This is a genomic window from sulfur-oxidizing endosymbiont of Gigantopelta aegis, assembly GCF_016097415.1.
GTDB lineage: Bacteria > Pseudomonadota > Gammaproteobacteria > GRL18 > GRL18 > GRL18.
Genome location: NZ_JAEHGE010000001.1, coordinates 1,166,448 through 1,183,595 on the forward strand (window position 1 = coordinate 1,166,448; position 17,148 = coordinate 1,183,595).

Here is a 17,148-nt window from a genome sequence, read left to right on the forward strand (position 1 = left end):
ATTATCCTCCAAATACACGAGAGAAAAAGCCTTTCTTCTCAGGCGTTAAAAAGCGGTGTTCAATATCATTGCCAAGGAAACGCTCGACCAAATCATCATAGGCCTGACCTGCAATACTATCACTATCCAAAATCACGGGATTACCGGTATTGGATGCCTGTAAGACTGATTGAGACTCAGGAATTGCCCCCAATAATGGAATGGCTAAAATTTCAATAATATCATCGACACTGAGCATTTCACCTTCATCGACACGTGTTGGTGAGTAGCGGGTGATGACTAAATGTGGTTTTACCGGTGAACGACCTTCGATAACGCGTTTGGTTTTGCTGTCGAGAATACCGAGAATGCGATCAGAGTCACGCACTGATGAGACTTCGGGATTACTGACGATCAATGCCTCATCGGCAAAATACAATGCCATCAAAGCACCTGATTCGATGCCTGCCGGTGAGTCACAGATAATATAGTCAAAGGTTTTGGATAACTCTTCGATAATTTTCTCAACGCCTTCCATGGTCAGGGCATCTTTGTCCCGTGTTTGTGAAGCCGGCAGAATAAATAAGTTATCCACTCGCTTATCTTTGATCAGCGCCTGATTGAGGTTGGACTCACCATTGATGACATTGATAAAATCAAATACCACCCGGCGTTCACAGCCCATGATTAAATCCAGATTTCTCAGGCCAATATCAAAATCAATAATGACAGTTTTGTGTCCTTTTTGTGCCAGGCCGGTGCCAAATGCTGCGCTGGTGGTGGTTTTACCTACACCGCCTTTGCCGGATGTCACTACAATAATTTTTGTCATTGTTTTGTCTGTTCCTATTAAGTCTTTGAATAAATAAAGTTTGTGCTGAGAAAAATGAAGAAATTACAGTGATTCCATCATTAATTTCTCATCTTTCATACTAATTTGTACCGATGTACCAATTTTATCGTCTTGAATGTCATCACTCAATAGGTAAATTCCTGCAATTGAGATTAATTCTGCCTGTAGAGTGTGACAAAAAATGGCTGCACTCTGATCACCACGTACTCCAGCCAAGGCACGGCCTCGTAAAACACCATAAACATGAATATTGCCATCTGCGAGTATTTCCGCCCCGGTGCTAACAGAACCGATGATCACTAAGTCGCCACCGGGGGCATAAATTTGCTGTCCGGAACGAATGGTTTGCCTCAGCACTTTGGTTGCTTTTGTTGAAGCAGAGGGGGAAGGGCTTGGTTTGGTTTCGCTTTCTTCTATCTCAGGTTTGGCTTCAGGTGTTGTCTCAGGTACTGCTTTAGTAACCGTCGGAACGCTTTCGGTTTCCTTGGTGGTTGTTTCTATAGGCTCTTTGCGCGGTGTTTTTGCTTCTGCAAGCACGGCCATACCAGCCGCTTCAAGCTGAATGTGACGGGACTTATCTGCACCTTTGACACCCACAGGGATGATTGATAAGGATAAGAGTAGCTCCCGCAAGTCAAAAAAGTCTAAATCTTGCTTCTCAGCTGATAAATTATGCAGGTCAACAACGAGCGGGGTATGATTAAAAAAGCCCGGTGCCATTTTAACTCGTTCTTTTAATTGCGTTTCTAGTACGGACAAATCATTTTCAAAGAGCTGTAACACAGTCAGAGTAAATAGGCTTCCTTTTAATTCAAAGCAGGGTTTGTCCATAGAACCTCAATATTTTTATACGCGATATTTTAAAAGAAATATGTAAAAGGCAAAATATAGTACATTTAGCCCCAATAGTATAACAAAAACCGCGTATTGCCTTAAGTTTTGTTAAAAGTGACGGATTATCTGCATTTTTTTATGATAAAATTTGTTCACAAAAAATGCCTGAGAGATTATTTGTAACTATTTTACTCATCGCTTGTCAAAGCTTGGGTAAAAATACGTATAATTATTCTCATTGCTCAGCTTATAGCTCAAAAATATAGCTCAAGAGTATAGCTTAAATATTGATAGCTCAAGAACGTAACTCAAAAAATAAAGGTCGATGGATGTTAAAAAACTTATCCTTATATGAAAAATTAGCCTTAGCCTATGTCTCATTCTTTACTTTGGTGGGCTTTATCTGGAGCTATATCAACCATGATACCTTCAAGGCTTATTTTGTCATAGAAGACGGCTTTACAGAATGGTCAACAGTGATTTTCCTCTTAATTGGCCTGTTTATTTGTGTGAAACGGCTTGTATTGCTCAAAAGCCAGAAACCCATGTTGTTTTTGTTTATGACATCTTTATTGGCCTTATTCTTCTTTTTTGGTGCGGGTGAAGAAATTTCCTGGGGACAACGTATTTTTAATGTCGAAAGCTCAGAATTTTTTGTCCAAAATAATGCTCAGGGTGAAACCAATTTGCATAATTTGGTGGTGAATGACACCAAGCTAAACAAGCTTATCTTTGGTCGTGGCATAGGCATTCTTTTATTATTGTATCTTGCTGTGCTGATCCCCTTGTATAGAACCAAAGAAGGTGTGAAACGCGTTGTTGATAAGTGGGCTATTCCTATCGCACAAAACTATCAGATCGTTGCCTATATTGTTTTATTATTATTGGTTCAGGTGATTATGGCATCATCCAAAAAAGGTGAAATGCTGGAATTTGCCGGTTCGGTTATTTTTATTCTTAATGTGGTCTTCCCCTATAATAAAGCTGTTTTTGAAAAACACTAAAAATAGTTGCCGGAGCATGGGCATCTCGCCCATGATACATCACCTAACTCCCCTCTAATCTTATCTTCATCAGGAAAATTATATCAATGAAATTAGTTAAGACACTGCTGTATTATTTTTTAGCCCTGGTGTCATTATTTTTTATCGGCAGGGCAGCATTGTTTGCGCTTTATTTTGAGCGTTTTTCTCAAAGTGATGTTAATTATTGGCTGAGTTTTTTATACGGTTTAAAAATGGATGCCATTGTGGCATGTATTGTTTTAATTTTACCCATGCTTTTATTAACCCTGATGCCCAAGGCATTGAAAAAAATCGTAGACAAATTTCTGACCGGCTATTTCCTGGTTATCTTCTTATTTTTTATCTATATAGAAAATGCTACATTTCCTTTCTTTGCCGAATACGATGTCAGACCAAACTTCTTATTTGTTGAATATTTAATCTATCCCAAAGAAGTTTTTACGATGATTTTTTCAGCCTATAAGCTGGAATTGTTTATTTCATTTGTCATGCTGGTGAGTGCCGCTTATCTCTTCCTGAAAAATAAGAAATGGCATGATTTTGAAACCGTCTTTGAGTTGCATTATTTCAAACGCTTTTTATTGTTTTTCCCCCTGTTCATTGTCTTAGCCATTGGCATTCGTTCTTCCTTCGGTCATCGACCTGCCAACCTATCCGATGCCATGTATTCCAGTAATCGGGTGGTGAATGAAATTACTAAAAACTCTTTTTATAGCATTGCCTATTCTATTTATAGAGACATGAAACATGGCAAAAAGAAAATTGAAGTGTATGGTGAAATGCCAATCAGTGAAGCCCTGCAACGAGTGAGTACGGCTTTAAATATCCCTCTAAATGAAAATTCCGACTCACCTTTTCGACGTGAAGAAGTCAGTCAGTTTCCTCTTGCAAAACCGAAGAATCTGGTTATCTTTTTACAAGAAAGCCTAGGCTCACAATTTGTTGAAGTGACCGGTGGTGCTGCGGGTATTACACCGAATTTTAATCGTCTGAGTCAGGAAGGCATTTTATTTAGAAACTTATACTCTAATGGCACGCGTAGTATTCGAGGTATTGCTGGCAGTGTGTCCGGCAATTTTTCTGTGCCGGGCAAGGGCGTGATCAAACGCAATAAATCACAAAGCGATTTTTTCACCATTGCTTCATTACTCAAACCCTTTGGCTATCATTCGATGTTTATCTATGGTGGTGAGAGCCGTTTTGATAATATGCGTGGCTGGTTTTTAGGCAATGGTTTTGATGAAGTGATTGATCAGCCAAAATTTATCAATCCAGAATATACCGGCACCTGGGGTGTGAGTGATGGTGATATGGTCGCACGTGCTAATCAGGAATTTAAAAAAATGCATGAGCAACAACAGCCCTTTGTTGCCGTTATGTTCAGTACCTCCAATCATTCCCCTTTTGATTTCCCCGATGGCAAAATTGAGTTGATAGCAGGTGTTGAGAAAAAAAGTGAACTCAATGCCATTAAGTATGCCGATTATGCCATTGGTCAATTTATTGCAGCGGCAAAAAAAGAAGCCTATTATGAGGATACAGTCATCGTTGTCGTTGCCGATCATAATATCAGAGTGCGGGGCAGTGATATGTTGCCAGTAAAACTCTACCATATACCGGGGATGATTTTAGGAGGGGGCATTACGGGACAAAATATTGATCGTATGATGACTCACCCCGATGTATTGGCAACCGCTTTAGATCTCACCGGGCGAACCTATAATTATCCTATCCTAGGGCATTCAGTGTTCTCTGATAAGAAAAAAGACTTGTCATTGATGCAGTTTAATGACACCTATGCCTATCGTGTGGCTGATAAAGTCTCTGTCTTGAGACCAGATAAGGAAGCACTGACCTTTATTTATCAAGATGAAAAAATGATTCCGACAGAGCATGATGCCGAGTTAGAAAAAAATGCCCTAGCGTTTATATTGACGATGAATCATTTATATGAAAAACGGCTGTACAAATAAATAGACATATAGCTGTAATGCGCTAAAAATCTAAAAACTTATCCACAGCTTAACTCTATGACTAATAACAGTATTAAAAAATAAAATCATTTATTAATTTATCCTTGAAAAAGTTATCCACAGGCACAATATAATAGGTATAGAAAGAATATAACAAATTTCAAGGGGTATTATTGAATGAGAATGGACAAACTAACCAGTAAATTCCAACAAGCCATTGCAGATGCGCAAAGTCTGGCAATTGGACGTGATCACCAGTTTATCGAATCCATCCATGTGATGGTGGCACTATTGGATCAAGACAATGGTACAGCCAGACATTTATTGACGCAATCCAATGTCAATATCAACCTATTACGCTCCCACTTAGCCAAAGCACTGGATCAAATGGCCAGCATCGAAGGTTTCGCCGGTGATGTGCAAGTGTCGCCCGAACTGACCCGTCTGTTGAATATGACCGACAAACTGTCTCAGCAACGTAAAGATCAATATATTTCCAGCGAACTCTATATTTTGGCTGCCACCGAAGACAAAGGTCAATTGGGTAGTATTTTAAGTGAGTTAGGTGCAAGCAAGGCAAATATTGAGCAGGCCATTGATAATATGCGTGGTGGTCAAACAGTAAACGATCCCAATGCTGAAGAACAACGTCAGGCCTTAGAAAAATACACCATCGATCTAACCGAAAGAGCCGAACAGGGCAAACTTGATCCCGTCATTGGTCGTGATGATGAAATTCGTCGCACCATCCAGGTCTTGCAACGTCGAACAAAAAACAACCCGGTATTAATTGGTGAACCCGGGGTAGGAAAAACGGCGATCATTGAAGGTCTAGCACAGCGTATTATCAATGGTGAAGTCCCCGAAGGTCTAAAGCACAAGCGTATTTTATCTTTGGACATGGGTACCTTGATCGCCGGTGCCAAATTCCGTGGTGAATTTGAAGAACGCTTAAAAGCTGTTCTCAGTGACCTGTCTAAACAAGAAGGTAGCATCATCCTCTTTATTGATGAACTGCATACCATGGTTGGAGCAGGTAAAGCCGAAGGCTCTATGGATGCCGGTAACATGCTAAAACCCGCCTTAGCACGAGGCGAGTTACATTGTGTTGGTGCAACAACCCTGGATGAGTATCGCGAATACCTGGAAAAAGATGCCGCCTTAGAACGTCGTTTCCAAAAGGTCTTGGTCGAAGAGCCAACTCTGGAAGATACCATTGCCATCTTGCGTGGACTGAAAGAAAAATACGAACTACATCATGGTGTCGATATCACCGACCCTGCGATTGTGGCGGCGGCAACCTTATCACAGCGTTATATCACGGAACGTAAATTACCCGATAAGGCCATTGATTTAATCGACGAAGCCGGTAGTCGCATTCGTATGGAAATTGATTCCAAACCCGAAAAAATGGATCGCTTAGAGCGTCGCATTATTCAGCTTAAAATTGAGCGTGAAGCCTTAGGTAAAGAATCTGACCCCGCGTCTAAAAAACGCTTAGGTATCTTGCAGGAAGACATTGCCGAGTTAGAATTTGACTATTCAGAACTGGAAGAAATCTGGAAGTCAGAAAAAGCAGCCGTGCAGGGCACACAGCATATTAAAGAATCATTAGATCAAGCCCGCAAGGATTTAGAAACTGCGCAACGTGCCGGTGATTTAGGCCGTATGTCAGAATTGCAATATGGTCGTATCCCAGAGTTAGAAAAACAATTGGATATGGCATCTCAGGCTGAAATGATTGATCAGGACGAACAACCTAAACTTTTACGTAATCGCGTCACCGAAGAAGAAGTGGCCGAAGTGGTGGCCAAGTGGACAGGCATTCCCGTCGCCAAAATGTTAGAAGGCGAAAATGATAAATTATTACGCTTGGAAGAACAACTTCATGAGCGAGTCGTGGGACAAGATGAGGCGGTGACAGTTGTTGCAAATGCCATTCGTCGCTCTCGTGCGGGCTTATCCGATCCTAATCGTCCCAATGGTTCATTCTTGTTCCTTGGTCCTACCGGTGTCGGTAAAACCGAACTGACCAAAGCCTTGGCCATGTTTCTTTTTGATACTGAAGCGGCCATGGTACGTTTGGATATGTCAGAATTCATGGAAAAACATGCGGTGGCACGTTTGATTGGCGCACCTCCCGGCTATGTCGGTTATGAAGAAGGCGGTTATCTTACCGAAGCCGTTAGACGTAAGCCTTATTCCGTTATTTTGTTAGACGAAGTTGAAAAGGCGCATCCTGATGTGTTTAATGTTTTACTTCAGGTCTTGGATGATGGGCGCTTAACCGATGGTCAGGGCAGAACGGTTGACTTTCGCAATACCGTAATCATTATGACATCTAACCTGGGCTCACAACGTATTCAGGAACTGAGCATGTTGTCATCCGGTAAAAAGTCCGCGAGCAATTCGGCTGAACAAGCCAAAGCGGAGACTGAAGCGGAATATCAATTAATGAAGTCAGAAGTAATGGAAGTCGTTGAACAACACTTCCGCCCTGAATTCATTAACCGTATCGATGATGTTGTCGTCTTCCATCCTTTGGGAAGAGAAGCGATTAATAACATTGCCAAAATTCAGATGCAGGATTTACGTGGCCGTCTGGAAGAACGTGAACTGGGTATGAGCCTAACCGATGAAGCGATGGCGCACATTAGTGAAGTTGGATATGATCCTGTTTATGGTGCTAGACCACTTAAAAGGGCCATTCAACAATTGTTGGAAAACCCTTTAGCACAGGAAATCCTAGCCGGTAAATTCATTCCCGGTGATACCATTGCCATCGATGTAATTGACGGTGATGTTCAAGGTCGAATGAGCTTTAAAAAGGCTTAGTCAATAACCAACCTGCCCCTTTTTTTCAAGGGGCACTTACCCCTAATGTAGCTCTCTATTTCGTTTCCCTACAATTAAACTCTTACCTTCCTGCTCACATAGAACAACGTAGGATGCTGCTGAGGCACGAAGCGCATCAGCAATGTTTAATTAAATATCATAATGAATAAAAACACCATTTTTAAATAGGCTATCTTTTTATATGGAATTTTTCCATGTTGGTTGGCTAATATCGGATTAAGTGGAAAGTTTTCCATGTTAGGCGGCTAATATTGGTTTAAGTGGAAATTATTTAAAATTGACTTTCAGCTTAGGTCGGAATTTTTCCATGTTAGGGCATCTAATATCTGTTTTAGTGGAAAAATTTCCATGTTAAGGGGGCATATATCGGCTTTAGTGGAAAATATTATTATGTTTTTTGAATTATGCCTTTATTTTCCATGTTTAGGGGGGTAATATCAGTTTAAGTGGAAAATTTAGGCAGTTATTAAAGATTTATCATGGAAAATTTTCCGTTAAAAAAGATCGTTAGGTAATGAAATTACAGTGAAAAAAATAAGCTCCATAATAATACAGACTTTATTTTTTTGGTCAGCATTTTGGTTTTGTATCCTTTGTTTAGGAGGTAGCTCAGATGTTGCTTTTATGACTGTTTTCCCTCCACTTACTTTGTTTATAATTTATATTTTTTTTGGATTTGTAGCCTTACCTATTATAATTTCTTTGGCTATGACTGCATTAATATTTTATTTATTAAATTTTCATGGTAATTTTGTATATCATAGATTTTATCCACTAATTGTAAATTTTGTTTTCTTAGTTATCTTTTTAATTACATCTGAAATATACCTTCAGTACCAAGTAACAAAAGCATTAAAAAAAGAAGAACCTAATTGTTTTATTAAGAAATCTTTTATAAAATCATTGCTTTATATGGAGCGTGGATATAGACATACTGTGTATGTAAAAGATGGTTATGTTTTTAGGTGGAGTTTTCGTGAAAATGAAAAATATTGTCGGATCATAACATAATTCAGTCTATGAGCCGCAAAGAAATTGCTGGGACAATGTGTATCAGAGAGCTTCTTTCATAGTTTGAAAACTGAATTGACGCACCATTGTCGATTCAAAACCAGAGTAGAAGCAAAGCAGGCAATATTTGAATATATTGAGGTATTTTATAATCGGGAGCGACTTCATTCGGCTAATGATTATTTGTCACCAGTCGATTATGAAATACAGCAGGAAATAGCTTAAATCGATTGATTGAAGAGGGGTAAAGGCGACATAAATGCCGCCCATTACCGTTGACGGCCATCGGCTCCTCAGCCTGTGCCGTGAAGATATTGTAACAGGATCATTACCGTTGTGAAAATACCTTGGGTGAATGGAACGGCTCTATCGTTCCAGAGGGCAAAGCCCTTCTTGATTACCCACAAAGCTCCGCCATATTTCGATAACTATACTATAATTATACTATAATTATACTATAATTAAAGTATAGATTATGTGTGGAGTAGAATGATGTCAAAAAATAAAATTCAGTTTCAAGAAGGTTATAGTTTATTTGAGCTTTTTAATGATTATGGCACTGACAAACAGTGCCGACAAGCCTTATTTAAATGGAAATTTCCTGATGGATTTGTTTGCCCAGAGTGTGGCAATAAGACTTATTGCACTCTAGAACATCGCCATCTTTATCAGTGCCACCATTGTCATCATCAGACATCAGCAACCTGTGGGACAATATTTGATAGTACCAAACTGCCTTTATCTAAGTGGTTTTTAGCGATTCATCTTATGACTCAATTGAAGACAGCGGTTTCAGCATTAGAATTAAAGAGACAGCTTAAGGTAAGCTACAATACAGCCTGGAGTATGAAACAAAAGATCATGCAGGTTATGAAAGAACGTGATGACAGTAAACCTTTATCAGGCATCATTCAAATTGATGATGCCTACTGGGGTGGTGAGCACAGAGGCGGCTCCAGAGGTCGTGGTTCAAAATAAAACACCGTTCGTTGCAGCCGTTTCTACTAATGAAGATGGACACCCGATTGCAATGAATTTAAATGTGCTTAAAGGGTTTAAATCCAGTGAAATAAAACGATGGGCACAAACTCATTTAACACCTGGAAGTACTGTTTACTCAGATGGGTTAAATTGTTTTCCTGCGGTTAAAGAAGCTGACTGTAAGCATGTTCCAATCGTCACGGGTGGTGGTGCGGCAAGTGTTGATAAAATTGAGTTTATCTGGGTTAACACTATGATAGGTAATATTAAAAACTCTCTATGAAGGGAAGCTATCATTCCATTAACTCAAAACATTTACCTCGGTATCTTGCTGAATTTTGTTATCGGTTTAATAGACGCTTTAACTTAAAAGACATGATGCCAAGGTTTTTATGCGTGGCGATGAAAACGCCACCTATGAATGGAAAGCTCCTAAAAATGGCGGAGCTTTATGGGTAATCAAGAAGCCCTTTCTCTTCATCTATTTAAAGTTAACATGAGAAACTAAAATGATAGGAAATACAAAATGACAAAAATCACTTGAAACAGCCAAAAAAATATTTAGAAAACTGTCCGGAAAAGTGTTGACACATCAAAATTCTTTTTACAAGTCAAAAACAAAGCTATTTACCATTAAATGTACTCCTGAACATAAAGAGTATTGGGAAAACATAGAAAGAAAGTGGGCTAAAAATACCTAACAAAAATTTGAATTGGATCACTTGGTCTATGCGATTTTTTAAAAAAATTCGAGTTTTGGTCAAAGAGAGTCATTTTAAACAGTCTCTTTCCTTGACCAAGTGCCCAATTAAATAGGCGTTAGCCAAAGGAATTATTAATGACACTCGGTAGTTTAATAACCAAAACTGAATCAGTTGAATTATTAAATTCAATTATGCCAGGAGGTAGTAATTGGCATAATGCAAGAAAAACAAATACAGACTGCTTAAATAATTGCCCTTGGTCTAAAAAGTGTAAAGGCAATGGTTCTGGTGGTTTTGTGTGCTCTGATGAGTGGGAAAAAGCAGAGCCAACCCCACTAGTTCTGGATGTCCTGTTTCACGTTCTTAATAACTGGGATTTCTATAATCAAGAAGACTTAAAAGGAATTTCAAAAGAAACTGAATCGGTAAAGAAACTAAGAAATTATGTTTTTGAATTATCTCATGAAATGGATATTGAGTATGAAGAAGGTGGCGTATCCATAAGGACACATTATTATAGAGAAAGAAAATCAAGTGCCGCTATAAAACTTAAGAAAAAAGCACTTAATGAAAAAAAAATAGTATGTAAAGCTTGCGAAATTTATTATTATGAAAAACTTTCAGAGCTGGGAATTAAGTTAATAGAGTGTCACCATTTAATACCAATATCAAGCAGTGAGCATACAGGGAAAACTAAAATATCAGAACTTGTTTTACTTTGTGCAAATTGTCATAGGTTAATACATTCTAGAAAAGAGCCACTTAGTGTTGAAGAATTACAGAAAATATTAAATTATGAAATGGCTAACAAATAGCTGCACCGGACAATTCAAAGCGGCACTTGTTTTGCTTTCGCAAAAACGTGCCACTTTGAATTGCCGGTGAGCAAGGCGTTAGGATATCAGTAACAAATAAAAGGAGTCATGAAATGGCAAGAACTGTAGAAGATATTGAAACAGAAATTGCACAATTGCCACAGTCACAATTAAAGCAATTTCGTGAATGGTATGAAAGCTTCGATTCAGATGCATGGGATAGGCAAATAGAAGATGATATCTTGTCTGGCAAGCTTGATGCCATTGCAGATGCCGCACTTGCAGAGCATAAAGTAGGGAAATCTAAGAGATTATGATTCACCATTCAAGCCCATCATTTTGGTCAGCTTATAATGCACTACCAGTATCAGTACAAAAAGTAGCTGATCAAAATTATGAGCTTCTAAAAGACAACCCTAAACATCCTTCACTGCATTTTAAAAAAATAAAACGCTTTTGGTCTGTTCGTGTTGGACTTCATTATCGAGCTTTAGCGATAGAAGTTGATGATGGTCTGCTATGGTTTTGGATTGGGAGTCACACAGTATATGACAGGTTAATAAAATCCTAACCAGAAAATGCACCGGAGGCAAAAAGACGCCCCGATGATTTAGGCGTTATACGTAAATATGAAATTCAAGAATATAAAATCATTCACTCATAACCTTACACATTCATATGTTAGTTTTGAAAATTATATCGATGGTGAGTTTGTATTTAATAGCTTAAAAGAAATGGCATATGCAGCAAATGGTGAAAAGGTGTCAATATACTGGATTTCCCCTAAAGATAAAATTCAACCACTTTTCAACGAGCGTGTAAATAAAAGCATAGAATATTACAAAGAATGGATTCCTAAATTAATGTTACAACATGAAATAGAAAAAGAAACTGTAGTTGAGTTAAGAACAGACATTTATTTAGCTAAAAACAAACAAATTGAGGTTCAGGCTTATGCTAGAGAACTCAATGGAAAAGAGTACATAAAAAATATATATGAGTTCGCCGACATAAAGTCATATGATGGTGAGGCGTAAAAAACGTATAACAAATAAATTAACGCAGACCCAAAAAGTTACGCACCTTTTGTGGCGCTTCGCTATAATGCCACAAAAGGCACAAAACTTTTCGGTCTGGTTATTAAAGCGTTAAGTAACCTGCAGAAATAAACTAATGAGATTTAAATGAAAGGTAAAGTAATTCAATGGAAAGATGATAAAGGTTTTGGGTTTATTCTCCCAGATGATGAGTCTGGAAAAATTTTTTTTCATGTTTCAAACGTTAAAACACGTTCTAGAAGACCACAAGTTGGTGATGTGGTTTTTTATGAACCAATGCGAGACTCAAAAAACCGTATACAAGCAAAGTCTGTTGTTATTGACGGTGTTACTAATTCATCAAATATATCTAAAAAACCTAGAGGCACACAGGTTGAGCCACCAAAGAAAAATGTTCTAAATTTCATTCTAATGATCATGTTAACGGCTTCTTTTATTGGTGGAATTTATATTTTTTTAAAAACTAATTCTATTGAAAAAGCTGTACCATTAGGTATTATAACTATTGTCACTTTTATCGCCCTTAATCGTCAAAAGAAACCAAAAGAAAAAACATACAGTTGTTCACGTTGTAAGAAGGTTGTTCCTTATGATTCCCGAACGATACAGGCATGGAATAATGGTTTTCTGAAACTATATTGCAGTTCTTGCCATCGAAAGTGGTTAAATGACAAGCCTCAACAGAACCATACTCATGTTAATTCACGAGGTGGGTCTGTCTTGGTATTATTGCATTATTAGTTATAGTACCAATTACAGCATGGATAAGCATTATATCAATAGCAAAAATTATTACTTAACAAAGTCATGAATTTGATCTCTGGGTCTTAGAGCCAGATCTTTATAGCGATCTTTATAGCCATATATGGACGCCCCACGAAAGTCAACTGATTTTGCTCTAAATCTTTTGATTTTTAACTTCATTTGTTAAATTCAAAATAAAGTAATCCATTCATCTGAAGGTGGTTGAAGAGCGGGCTCTTTCTTACCCCCTTGGTCAGATCGCTTTTTTCTATTAATGGGTTATGTTTTCATTTATTTTAGATGCTCACTCCTAATTCCTCATTCGTTCACTTTTAGAAAAAAATCCAGGCCGCTCACATATATCCGGTCTCATTGTGGCAGTATTTTTAACTGCCGGACCTTGATGAAATACGCACCTTATCGCCTATACACCCACTCGGTGTTTAACCAATGGCTCGCCAGGCTCTGATAAGGCACGTAAGCCGTTTTTCTCATCCGTTATTGCGACGGGAGGAAAGGTTTTGTTAATTTTTTATCTTTTATTCATACTGAGCTGTTATTTTTTTGGGATCATAAATCTCACCTTGTAATATTCGCCAAGCTGCCCGTGTCAATTTGTTGGCCAATGCGACATAGGCTTTTCTTTTACCTCGTCTTGCAACTAGCCGCTGCACCCAACAACTTAGAGGGTCATTTTTTTTATTAATTGAAGAGGGTCTTTATAGCCACCCATTAAATAAAGATTTATATCAAAGCTAAATTGTAAAAAAATTTCTTCTCGAAATGTGAATTTACAAAAATTGAATGTTTTTCAGTGGAGTGGGCAGGGAATGGGTAGTAAAAGTAGCTGCTAGATGGGGTTGCTCTGCATGACGAACAAGGGGAGGCCTGCACTGTTCTGCTAAGGTGTGTGCTTTGGTGAGCTGTTACGTTTAAGTCGTGATGGGGACGGTAGAATCGATTTTAAATAATTTCCTACACAAATTAATACCGCGCACCCAATACCGTTTTTGTTTCAGACATAAGGATTTTAATGTAAACGTCAATTAAAACCCACGTTCACAATAAGCTTCAGTTAGCTCAAACTATGATCTTCAATTCGTAATTTGGAGATACAAATGAGCAACCATTCAAAAGATGCTTCGATGAAGCAACACATAGAGGCCTGCCAAGCCAGTAACTTAAGCCAGGCAGTTTATTGTCAACAACATAAGATACCCTCTCATATTTTTAGCTATTATCGAAAGAAGTTGGGTTATGTTAGCTCATCAAAACAGGTCAACACCAACAATCAACTCATTCCCATTAATTTACTGGCCAATTCCCCCACAAGCAATGCAATTAAAGTAAGCCATACCAATGGTTTCAGTTTGGAAATCAATTCTGATACGAACCTGAATCAGCTCAAGTCCATTCTGGATTTGCTCAGGACTGTTTCATGATAACGGGCATCACAGTCAATCAGGTTTATCTGGTTTCTGGTGTTACCGATATGAGAAAAGCAACCAATGGGCTATCACTGATTGTCTCAGAGCAATTGGAACACAATCCCTTTGATGGCAGTGTCTTTGTTTTTTGTAATCGTCAGCGAGATAAACTTAAAATACTGTACTGGGAGCGTAATGGTTTCTGGCTTTACTATCGTACACTTGAAAAGGGAAATTCCAGTGGCCGATGGAAAAAGAACAACCCACTCTTTCGTTAACACTGAGAGAATTACAGTGGTTACTGGATGGTTTATCTTGCACACAACACCATGCTCACCCTGAAATTCATGGTCTGGAAAACAACTAAAAAAGTCCCTTTAGATGCGCATTAAACAGAATAAATACAAGCATTTAACGCTCATTTTTAGTATAATATAACGCATGAGTTCAACAGACAAAATACTACCAGAAGAGATACCAACGCTCAAAAACAGGGTGCTTGAACTCCAGTCAAAAGTGGACTGGTATGAGGAACAATTTCGTCTATTGCAACACAAACGGTTTGGTACTTCCAGTGAAAAAAGCCCACCCCGACTTCTTTAATGAGGCAGAAACGTTCGCCGAAGAAGCACCGGAAGTCCGTGAAACCATTACTTATGAGCGTAAAAAGCCCGGTCGTAAGCCTTTACCTAAAGACCTACCTCGTAAAGTTGTTCGTCATGAGTTATCTGAAGCAGAACAAGTCTGTGACTGCGGTCATCACTTGCATGAAATTGGTGAAGAGACCTCAGAGCAACTGGAAATTGTTCCTGCTCAGGTATATGTTGTAGAACATGTTCAGGTTAAATATGCCTGTCGTGCTTGTGAGGAAGGCGTTAAAACTGCTCCTAAGCCTGCACAGCCCATTCCTAGAAGTTTTGCATCACCCAGCCTGCTGGCCTATATCATTGTTTCTAAATTCCTAGACAGCTTGCCTCTCTATCGACAGGAAGCGATATTTAAACGCTATAAGATAACACTTTCCAGAGCCAGTATGTCCAACTGGGTGCTTAAATCAGCTGAATTACTCAAACCCTTTTATAATCGGTTGTTGTATTATCTCATTAGGCAGAAAATCATCCAGGCCGATGAAACAACGATGCGAGTGATCCATGATGGACGTGAGAATTGCCCTAAATCTTATATGTGGCTCTATCAAAGTGGCGGCTATCATTCCAAGTGTCCCATTGTTTTGTATGAGTATCAGCCTACTCGTGCAGGCCAACATGCCAAAACCTTTTTAACGGGGTTTTCAGGTTACCTGCAAACGGATGGCTTTCCCGGTTATCATATATTCGAAAATGAGAACAGTGAAGTCACTTTATTAGGCTGCATGGCACATGCTCGTCGCAAGTTCCATGATGCCTTAAAAGCATTACCCAAGAACAGTCAGAAAAAGCCTGGCATGGTACAAATGGCGATCAGTAAAATTGCTAAATTGTATGCGATTGAAAAACAAATCAAACCGCTCAATGCTGAACAACGTTACCTGATCCGTCAGGAAAAAAGCAAACCACTACTGGATGACTTTAAAAAGTGGTGTGATGATAAAGTGACTAAAACAACAAAAGACAGTAAGTTGGGTGTCGCTATTCGTTATGTGATCAATCAATGGAAGTATCTGACTGTCTATCTTGAAGAGGGCAACCTCCAGATTGATAATAATATGGCAGAGCGGCGGATCAAACCCTTTGTGATTGGGCGCAAAAACTGGGTCATGAACCAAAATCCTCGTGGTGCTGAGGCCAGTGCTATTTTATATTCAATCGTGCAAACAGCGAAAGCAAACAACCTAGAGCCCTTTGCCTTTTTAACACACATTCTGACTGAGTTACCTAAGCTGGGCAGGCATTATGATGATGAGGCTTTAGAGCAATTGTTGCCATGGAATTTGACTGAAAAAATTCAGCCTTTAAATAAAGTGGAATGATACGTCAACGTGGGAAGTTTTGACGTATACATTTTAATTGTTCTTCCGGGCCAACGAAGGAATGAAAGCCTTTTGAAAAACCATCGACTGTTTCTAGCCAAGCATCTTCATTGAGTTGTAATTTTTGTAATATAGCGGGAGTGCCCGATTTGATATAGCCACGTTTATCATCTCTCTTCATTCGCCCCGTCCATTCTGCAAGTTCCAGATAGTCGTTAAGGTCAAAGGCAATACCCTTGTCTTTAAGTGAGCTACAGATAAAGGGGGCGAGCTTAATAGTAGCTGTGTTTTGTTGCGTTATTTTTTGGCTAATGCTTTTTGTCTTTTTAATTGAGTCGATACGCTGTTTTACTGAAGTATATTCAGAGTCTTCTAGCGTTTGACTGATATCCGCTCTGATAGGATTTAAATCAACATAGACCATGCAGCTAAGAATGGCTTGCTCATCAAGCAGTGCCTGACTTTTAAAACGTCCTTCCCAGAAACGGCCAGTACATTTATCTTCAGCATTGGCTCTGCGAGCAATGTGTTCATTGAGGCAACGCATGAACCAACTGATATCCATTAACCGCTCTCTGAAGACGGCAATGGTTTCCCGAGCCTTGTCTTGTTCAGCCTCAGAATGGCATTCACCATTAAGGTAGCGTTCTACCAATACTGGAATTGAACAAAGTTGTTGCCAGTGTTGTATCACGGTTTCATCTGACCAACTTTGGGCAAGTGAGGCGTTGATTTTCAATACTGTGTGCAGGTGATTGGACATAATAGCGTAGGCGCAGACGTCAATGGCAAAGGTTTTTGATAGTAAGGCCAGTCGCTCAACAAACCATTGTTTGCGATGGCTGTAATCTTTATTGGTGGCGCTATCGACACCACATAAGAATGTCCTGCGGACACAGCGGGAGATGCAGTGGTAAAA

14 protein-coding genes and 3 pseudogenes are annotated in these 17,148 nt (G+C 39.0%); 14 read left to right on the forward strand and 3 right to left on the reverse strand.

Annotation, left to right across the window (positions count from 1 at the left end):
* Position 1: 1 nt before the first annotated feature.
* Together minD and minC are read right to left on the reverse strand one after the other, a co-directional pair.
* A complete protein-coding gene (gene minD / locus JEU79_RS06015) occupies positions 2-811 on the reverse strand; it encodes a septum site-determining protein MinD (protein WP_198263377.1) in 810 nt (269 codons plus the stop codon).
* Between the two features lie 63 nt (positions 812-874).
* Positions 875-1,663, reverse strand: a complete 789-nt coding sequence (gene minC / locus JEU79_RS06020; RefSeq protein ID WP_198263378.1) for a septum site-determining protein MinC — start codon at positions 1,661-1,663, stop codon at positions 875-877.
* Positions 1,664-1,953: 290 nt separating this feature from the next.
* On the opposite strand from minC, the gene JEU79_RS06025 reads away from it, so the two are divergent.
* From JEU79_RS06025 to tnpC, 14 genes and pseudogenes are all read left to right on the forward strand, one after another.
* Positions 1,954-2,670 carry a hypothetical protein gene (locus JEU79_RS06025; protein ID WP_198263379.1) on the forward strand — a complete coding sequence of 239 codons (717 nt, stop codon included), beginning with the start codon at positions 1,954-1,956 and terminating at the stop codon, positions 2,668-2,670.
* An 86-nt stretch (positions 2,671-2,756) separates the two neighbouring features.
* On the forward strand, positions 2,757-4,664 hold the full coding sequence (locus tag JEU79_RS06030) for an LTA synthase family protein (protein ID WP_198263380.1): 1,908 nt from the start codon (positions 2,757-2,759) through the stop codon (positions 4,662-4,664).
* 183 nt (positions 4,665-4,847) lie between these two features.
* Positions 4,848-7,499, forward strand: coding sequence for an ATP-dependent chaperone ClpB (clpB, locus tag JEU79_RS06035; RefSeq protein ID WP_198265882.1), 2,652 nt, complete (start codon positions 4,848-4,850; stop codon positions 7,497-7,499).
* 546 nt (positions 7,500-8,045) lie between these two features.
* The gene (locus JEU79_RS06040) at positions 8,046-8,531 is read left to right on the forward strand and encodes a hypothetical protein (RefSeq protein ID WP_198263381.1); all 486 of its coding nucleotides are present in this window, start codon (positions 8,046-8,048) and stop codon (positions 8,529-8,531) included.
* Positions 8,531-8,756 (forward strand): annotated as a pseudogene (locus tag JEU79_RS06045) (IS3 family transposase); the annotation flags it as partial. The gene JEU79_RS06040 and the pseudogene JEU79_RS06045, both read left to right, overlap by 1 nt.
* A gap of 267 nt (positions 8,757-9,023) precedes the next feature.
* Positions 9,024-9,971 (forward strand): annotated as a pseudogene (locus JEU79_RS06050) (IS1595 family transposase).
* A gap of 379 nt (positions 9,972-10,350) precedes the next feature.
* On the forward strand, positions 10,351-11,031 hold the full coding sequence (locus tag JEU79_RS06055) for an HNH endonuclease (RefSeq protein ID WP_198263382.1): 681 nt from the start codon (positions 10,351-10,353) through the stop codon (positions 11,029-11,031).
* Positions 11,032-11,144: 113 nt separating this feature from the next.
* Positions 11,145-11,348, forward strand: coding sequence for a hypothetical protein (locus JEU79_RS06060; RefSeq protein WP_198263383.1), 204 nt, complete (start codon positions 11,145-11,147; stop codon positions 11,346-11,348).
* Complete coding sequence (locus JEU79_RS06065; protein ID WP_198263384.1) at positions 11,345-11,602, forward strand: ParE family toxin-like protein; 258 nt, start codon at positions 11,345-11,347, stop codon at positions 11,600-11,602. Before JEU79_RS06060 ends, JEU79_RS06065 begins: the two co-directional genes overlap by 4 nt.
* Before the next feature lie 58 nt (positions 11,603-11,660).
* Positions 11,661-12,068, forward strand: coding sequence for a hypothetical protein (locus JEU79_RS06070; RefSeq protein WP_198263385.1), 408 nt, complete (start codon positions 11,661-11,663; stop codon positions 12,066-12,068).
* A 147-nt stretch (positions 12,069-12,215) separates the two neighbouring features.
* Complete coding sequence (locus JEU79_RS06075) at positions 12,216-12,830, forward strand: cold shock domain-containing protein (RefSeq protein ID WP_198263386.1); 615 nt, start codon at positions 12,216-12,218, stop codon at positions 12,828-12,830.
* 1,121 nt (positions 12,831-13,951) lie between these two features.
* Positions 13,952-14,275: an IS66 family insertion sequence element accessory protein TnpA gene (gene tnpA, locus JEU79_RS06080; protein WP_198262602.1), complete on the forward strand. Its 324-nt coding sequence runs from the start codon at positions 13,952-13,954 to the stop codon at positions 14,273-14,275.
* Positions 14,272-14,538: an IS66 family insertion sequence element accessory protein TnpB gene (gene tnpB, locus JEU79_RS06085; RefSeq protein ID WP_198263387.1), complete on the forward strand. Its 267-nt coding sequence runs from the start codon at positions 14,272-14,274 to the stop codon at positions 14,536-14,538. Before tnpA ends, tnpB begins: the two co-directional genes overlap by 4 nt.
* Positions 14,539-14,701: 163 nt before the next feature.
* A pseudogene (gene tnpC / locus JEU79_RS06095) lies at positions 14,702-16,229 on the forward strand (IS66 family transposase).
* A gap of 4 nt (positions 16,230-16,233) precedes the next feature.
* Here the strand turns inward: tnpC and JEU79_RS06100 are convergent.
* Positions 16,234-16,968 (reverse strand): transposase, encoded by a 735-nt coding sequence (locus JEU79_RS06100; RefSeq protein WP_246540036.1) that lies wholly within the window; start codon positions 16,966-16,968, stop codon positions 16,234-16,236.
* Positions 16,969-17,148 lie beyond the last annotated feature (180 nt).

Excerpts from the sequence above, each read along its gene's own strand:
- tnpB (WP_198263387.1), top strand. The coding sequence starts at position 14,272 with ATGATAACGGGCATCACAGTCAATCAGGTTTATCTGGTTTCTGGTGTT.
- tnpA (WP_198262602.1), top strand. The coding sequence starts at position 13,952 with ATGAGCAACCATTCAAAAGATGCTTCGATGAAGCAACACATAGAGGCC.
- JEU79_RS06065 (WP_198263384.1), top strand. The coding sequence starts at position 11,345 with ATGATTCACCATTCAAGCCCATCATTTTGGTCAGCTTATAATGCACTA.
- clpB (WP_198265882.1), top strand. The coding sequence starts at position 4,848 with ATGGACAAACTAACCAGTAAATTCCAACAAGCCATTGCAGATGCGCAA.
- minD (WP_198263377.1), bottom strand. The coding sequence starts at position 811 with ATGACAAAAATTATTGTAGTGACATCCGGCAAAGGCGGTGTAGGTAAA.
- minC (WP_198263378.1), bottom strand. The coding sequence starts at position 1,663 with ATGGACAAACCCTGCTTTGAATTAAAAGGAAGCCTATTTACTCTGACT.
- JEU79_RS06055 (WP_198263382.1), top strand. The coding sequence starts at position 10,351 with ATGACACTCGGTAGTTTAATAACCAAAACTGAATCAGTTGAATTATTA.
- JEU79_RS06075 (WP_198263386.1), top strand. The coding sequence starts at position 12,216 with ATGAAAGGTAAAGTAATTCAATGGAAAGATGATAAAGGTTTTGGGTTT.
- JEU79_RS06070 (WP_198263385.1), top strand. The coding sequence starts at position 11,661 with ATGAAATTCAAGAATATAAAATCATTCACTCATAACCTTACACATTCA.
- JEU79_RS06030 (WP_198263380.1), top strand. The coding sequence starts at position 2,757 with ATGAAATTAGTTAAGACACTGCTGTATTATTTTTTAGCCCTGGTGTCA.
- JEU79_RS06060 (WP_198263383.1), top strand. The coding sequence starts at position 11,145 with ATGGCAAGAACTGTAGAAGATATTGAAACAGAAATTGCACAATTGCCA.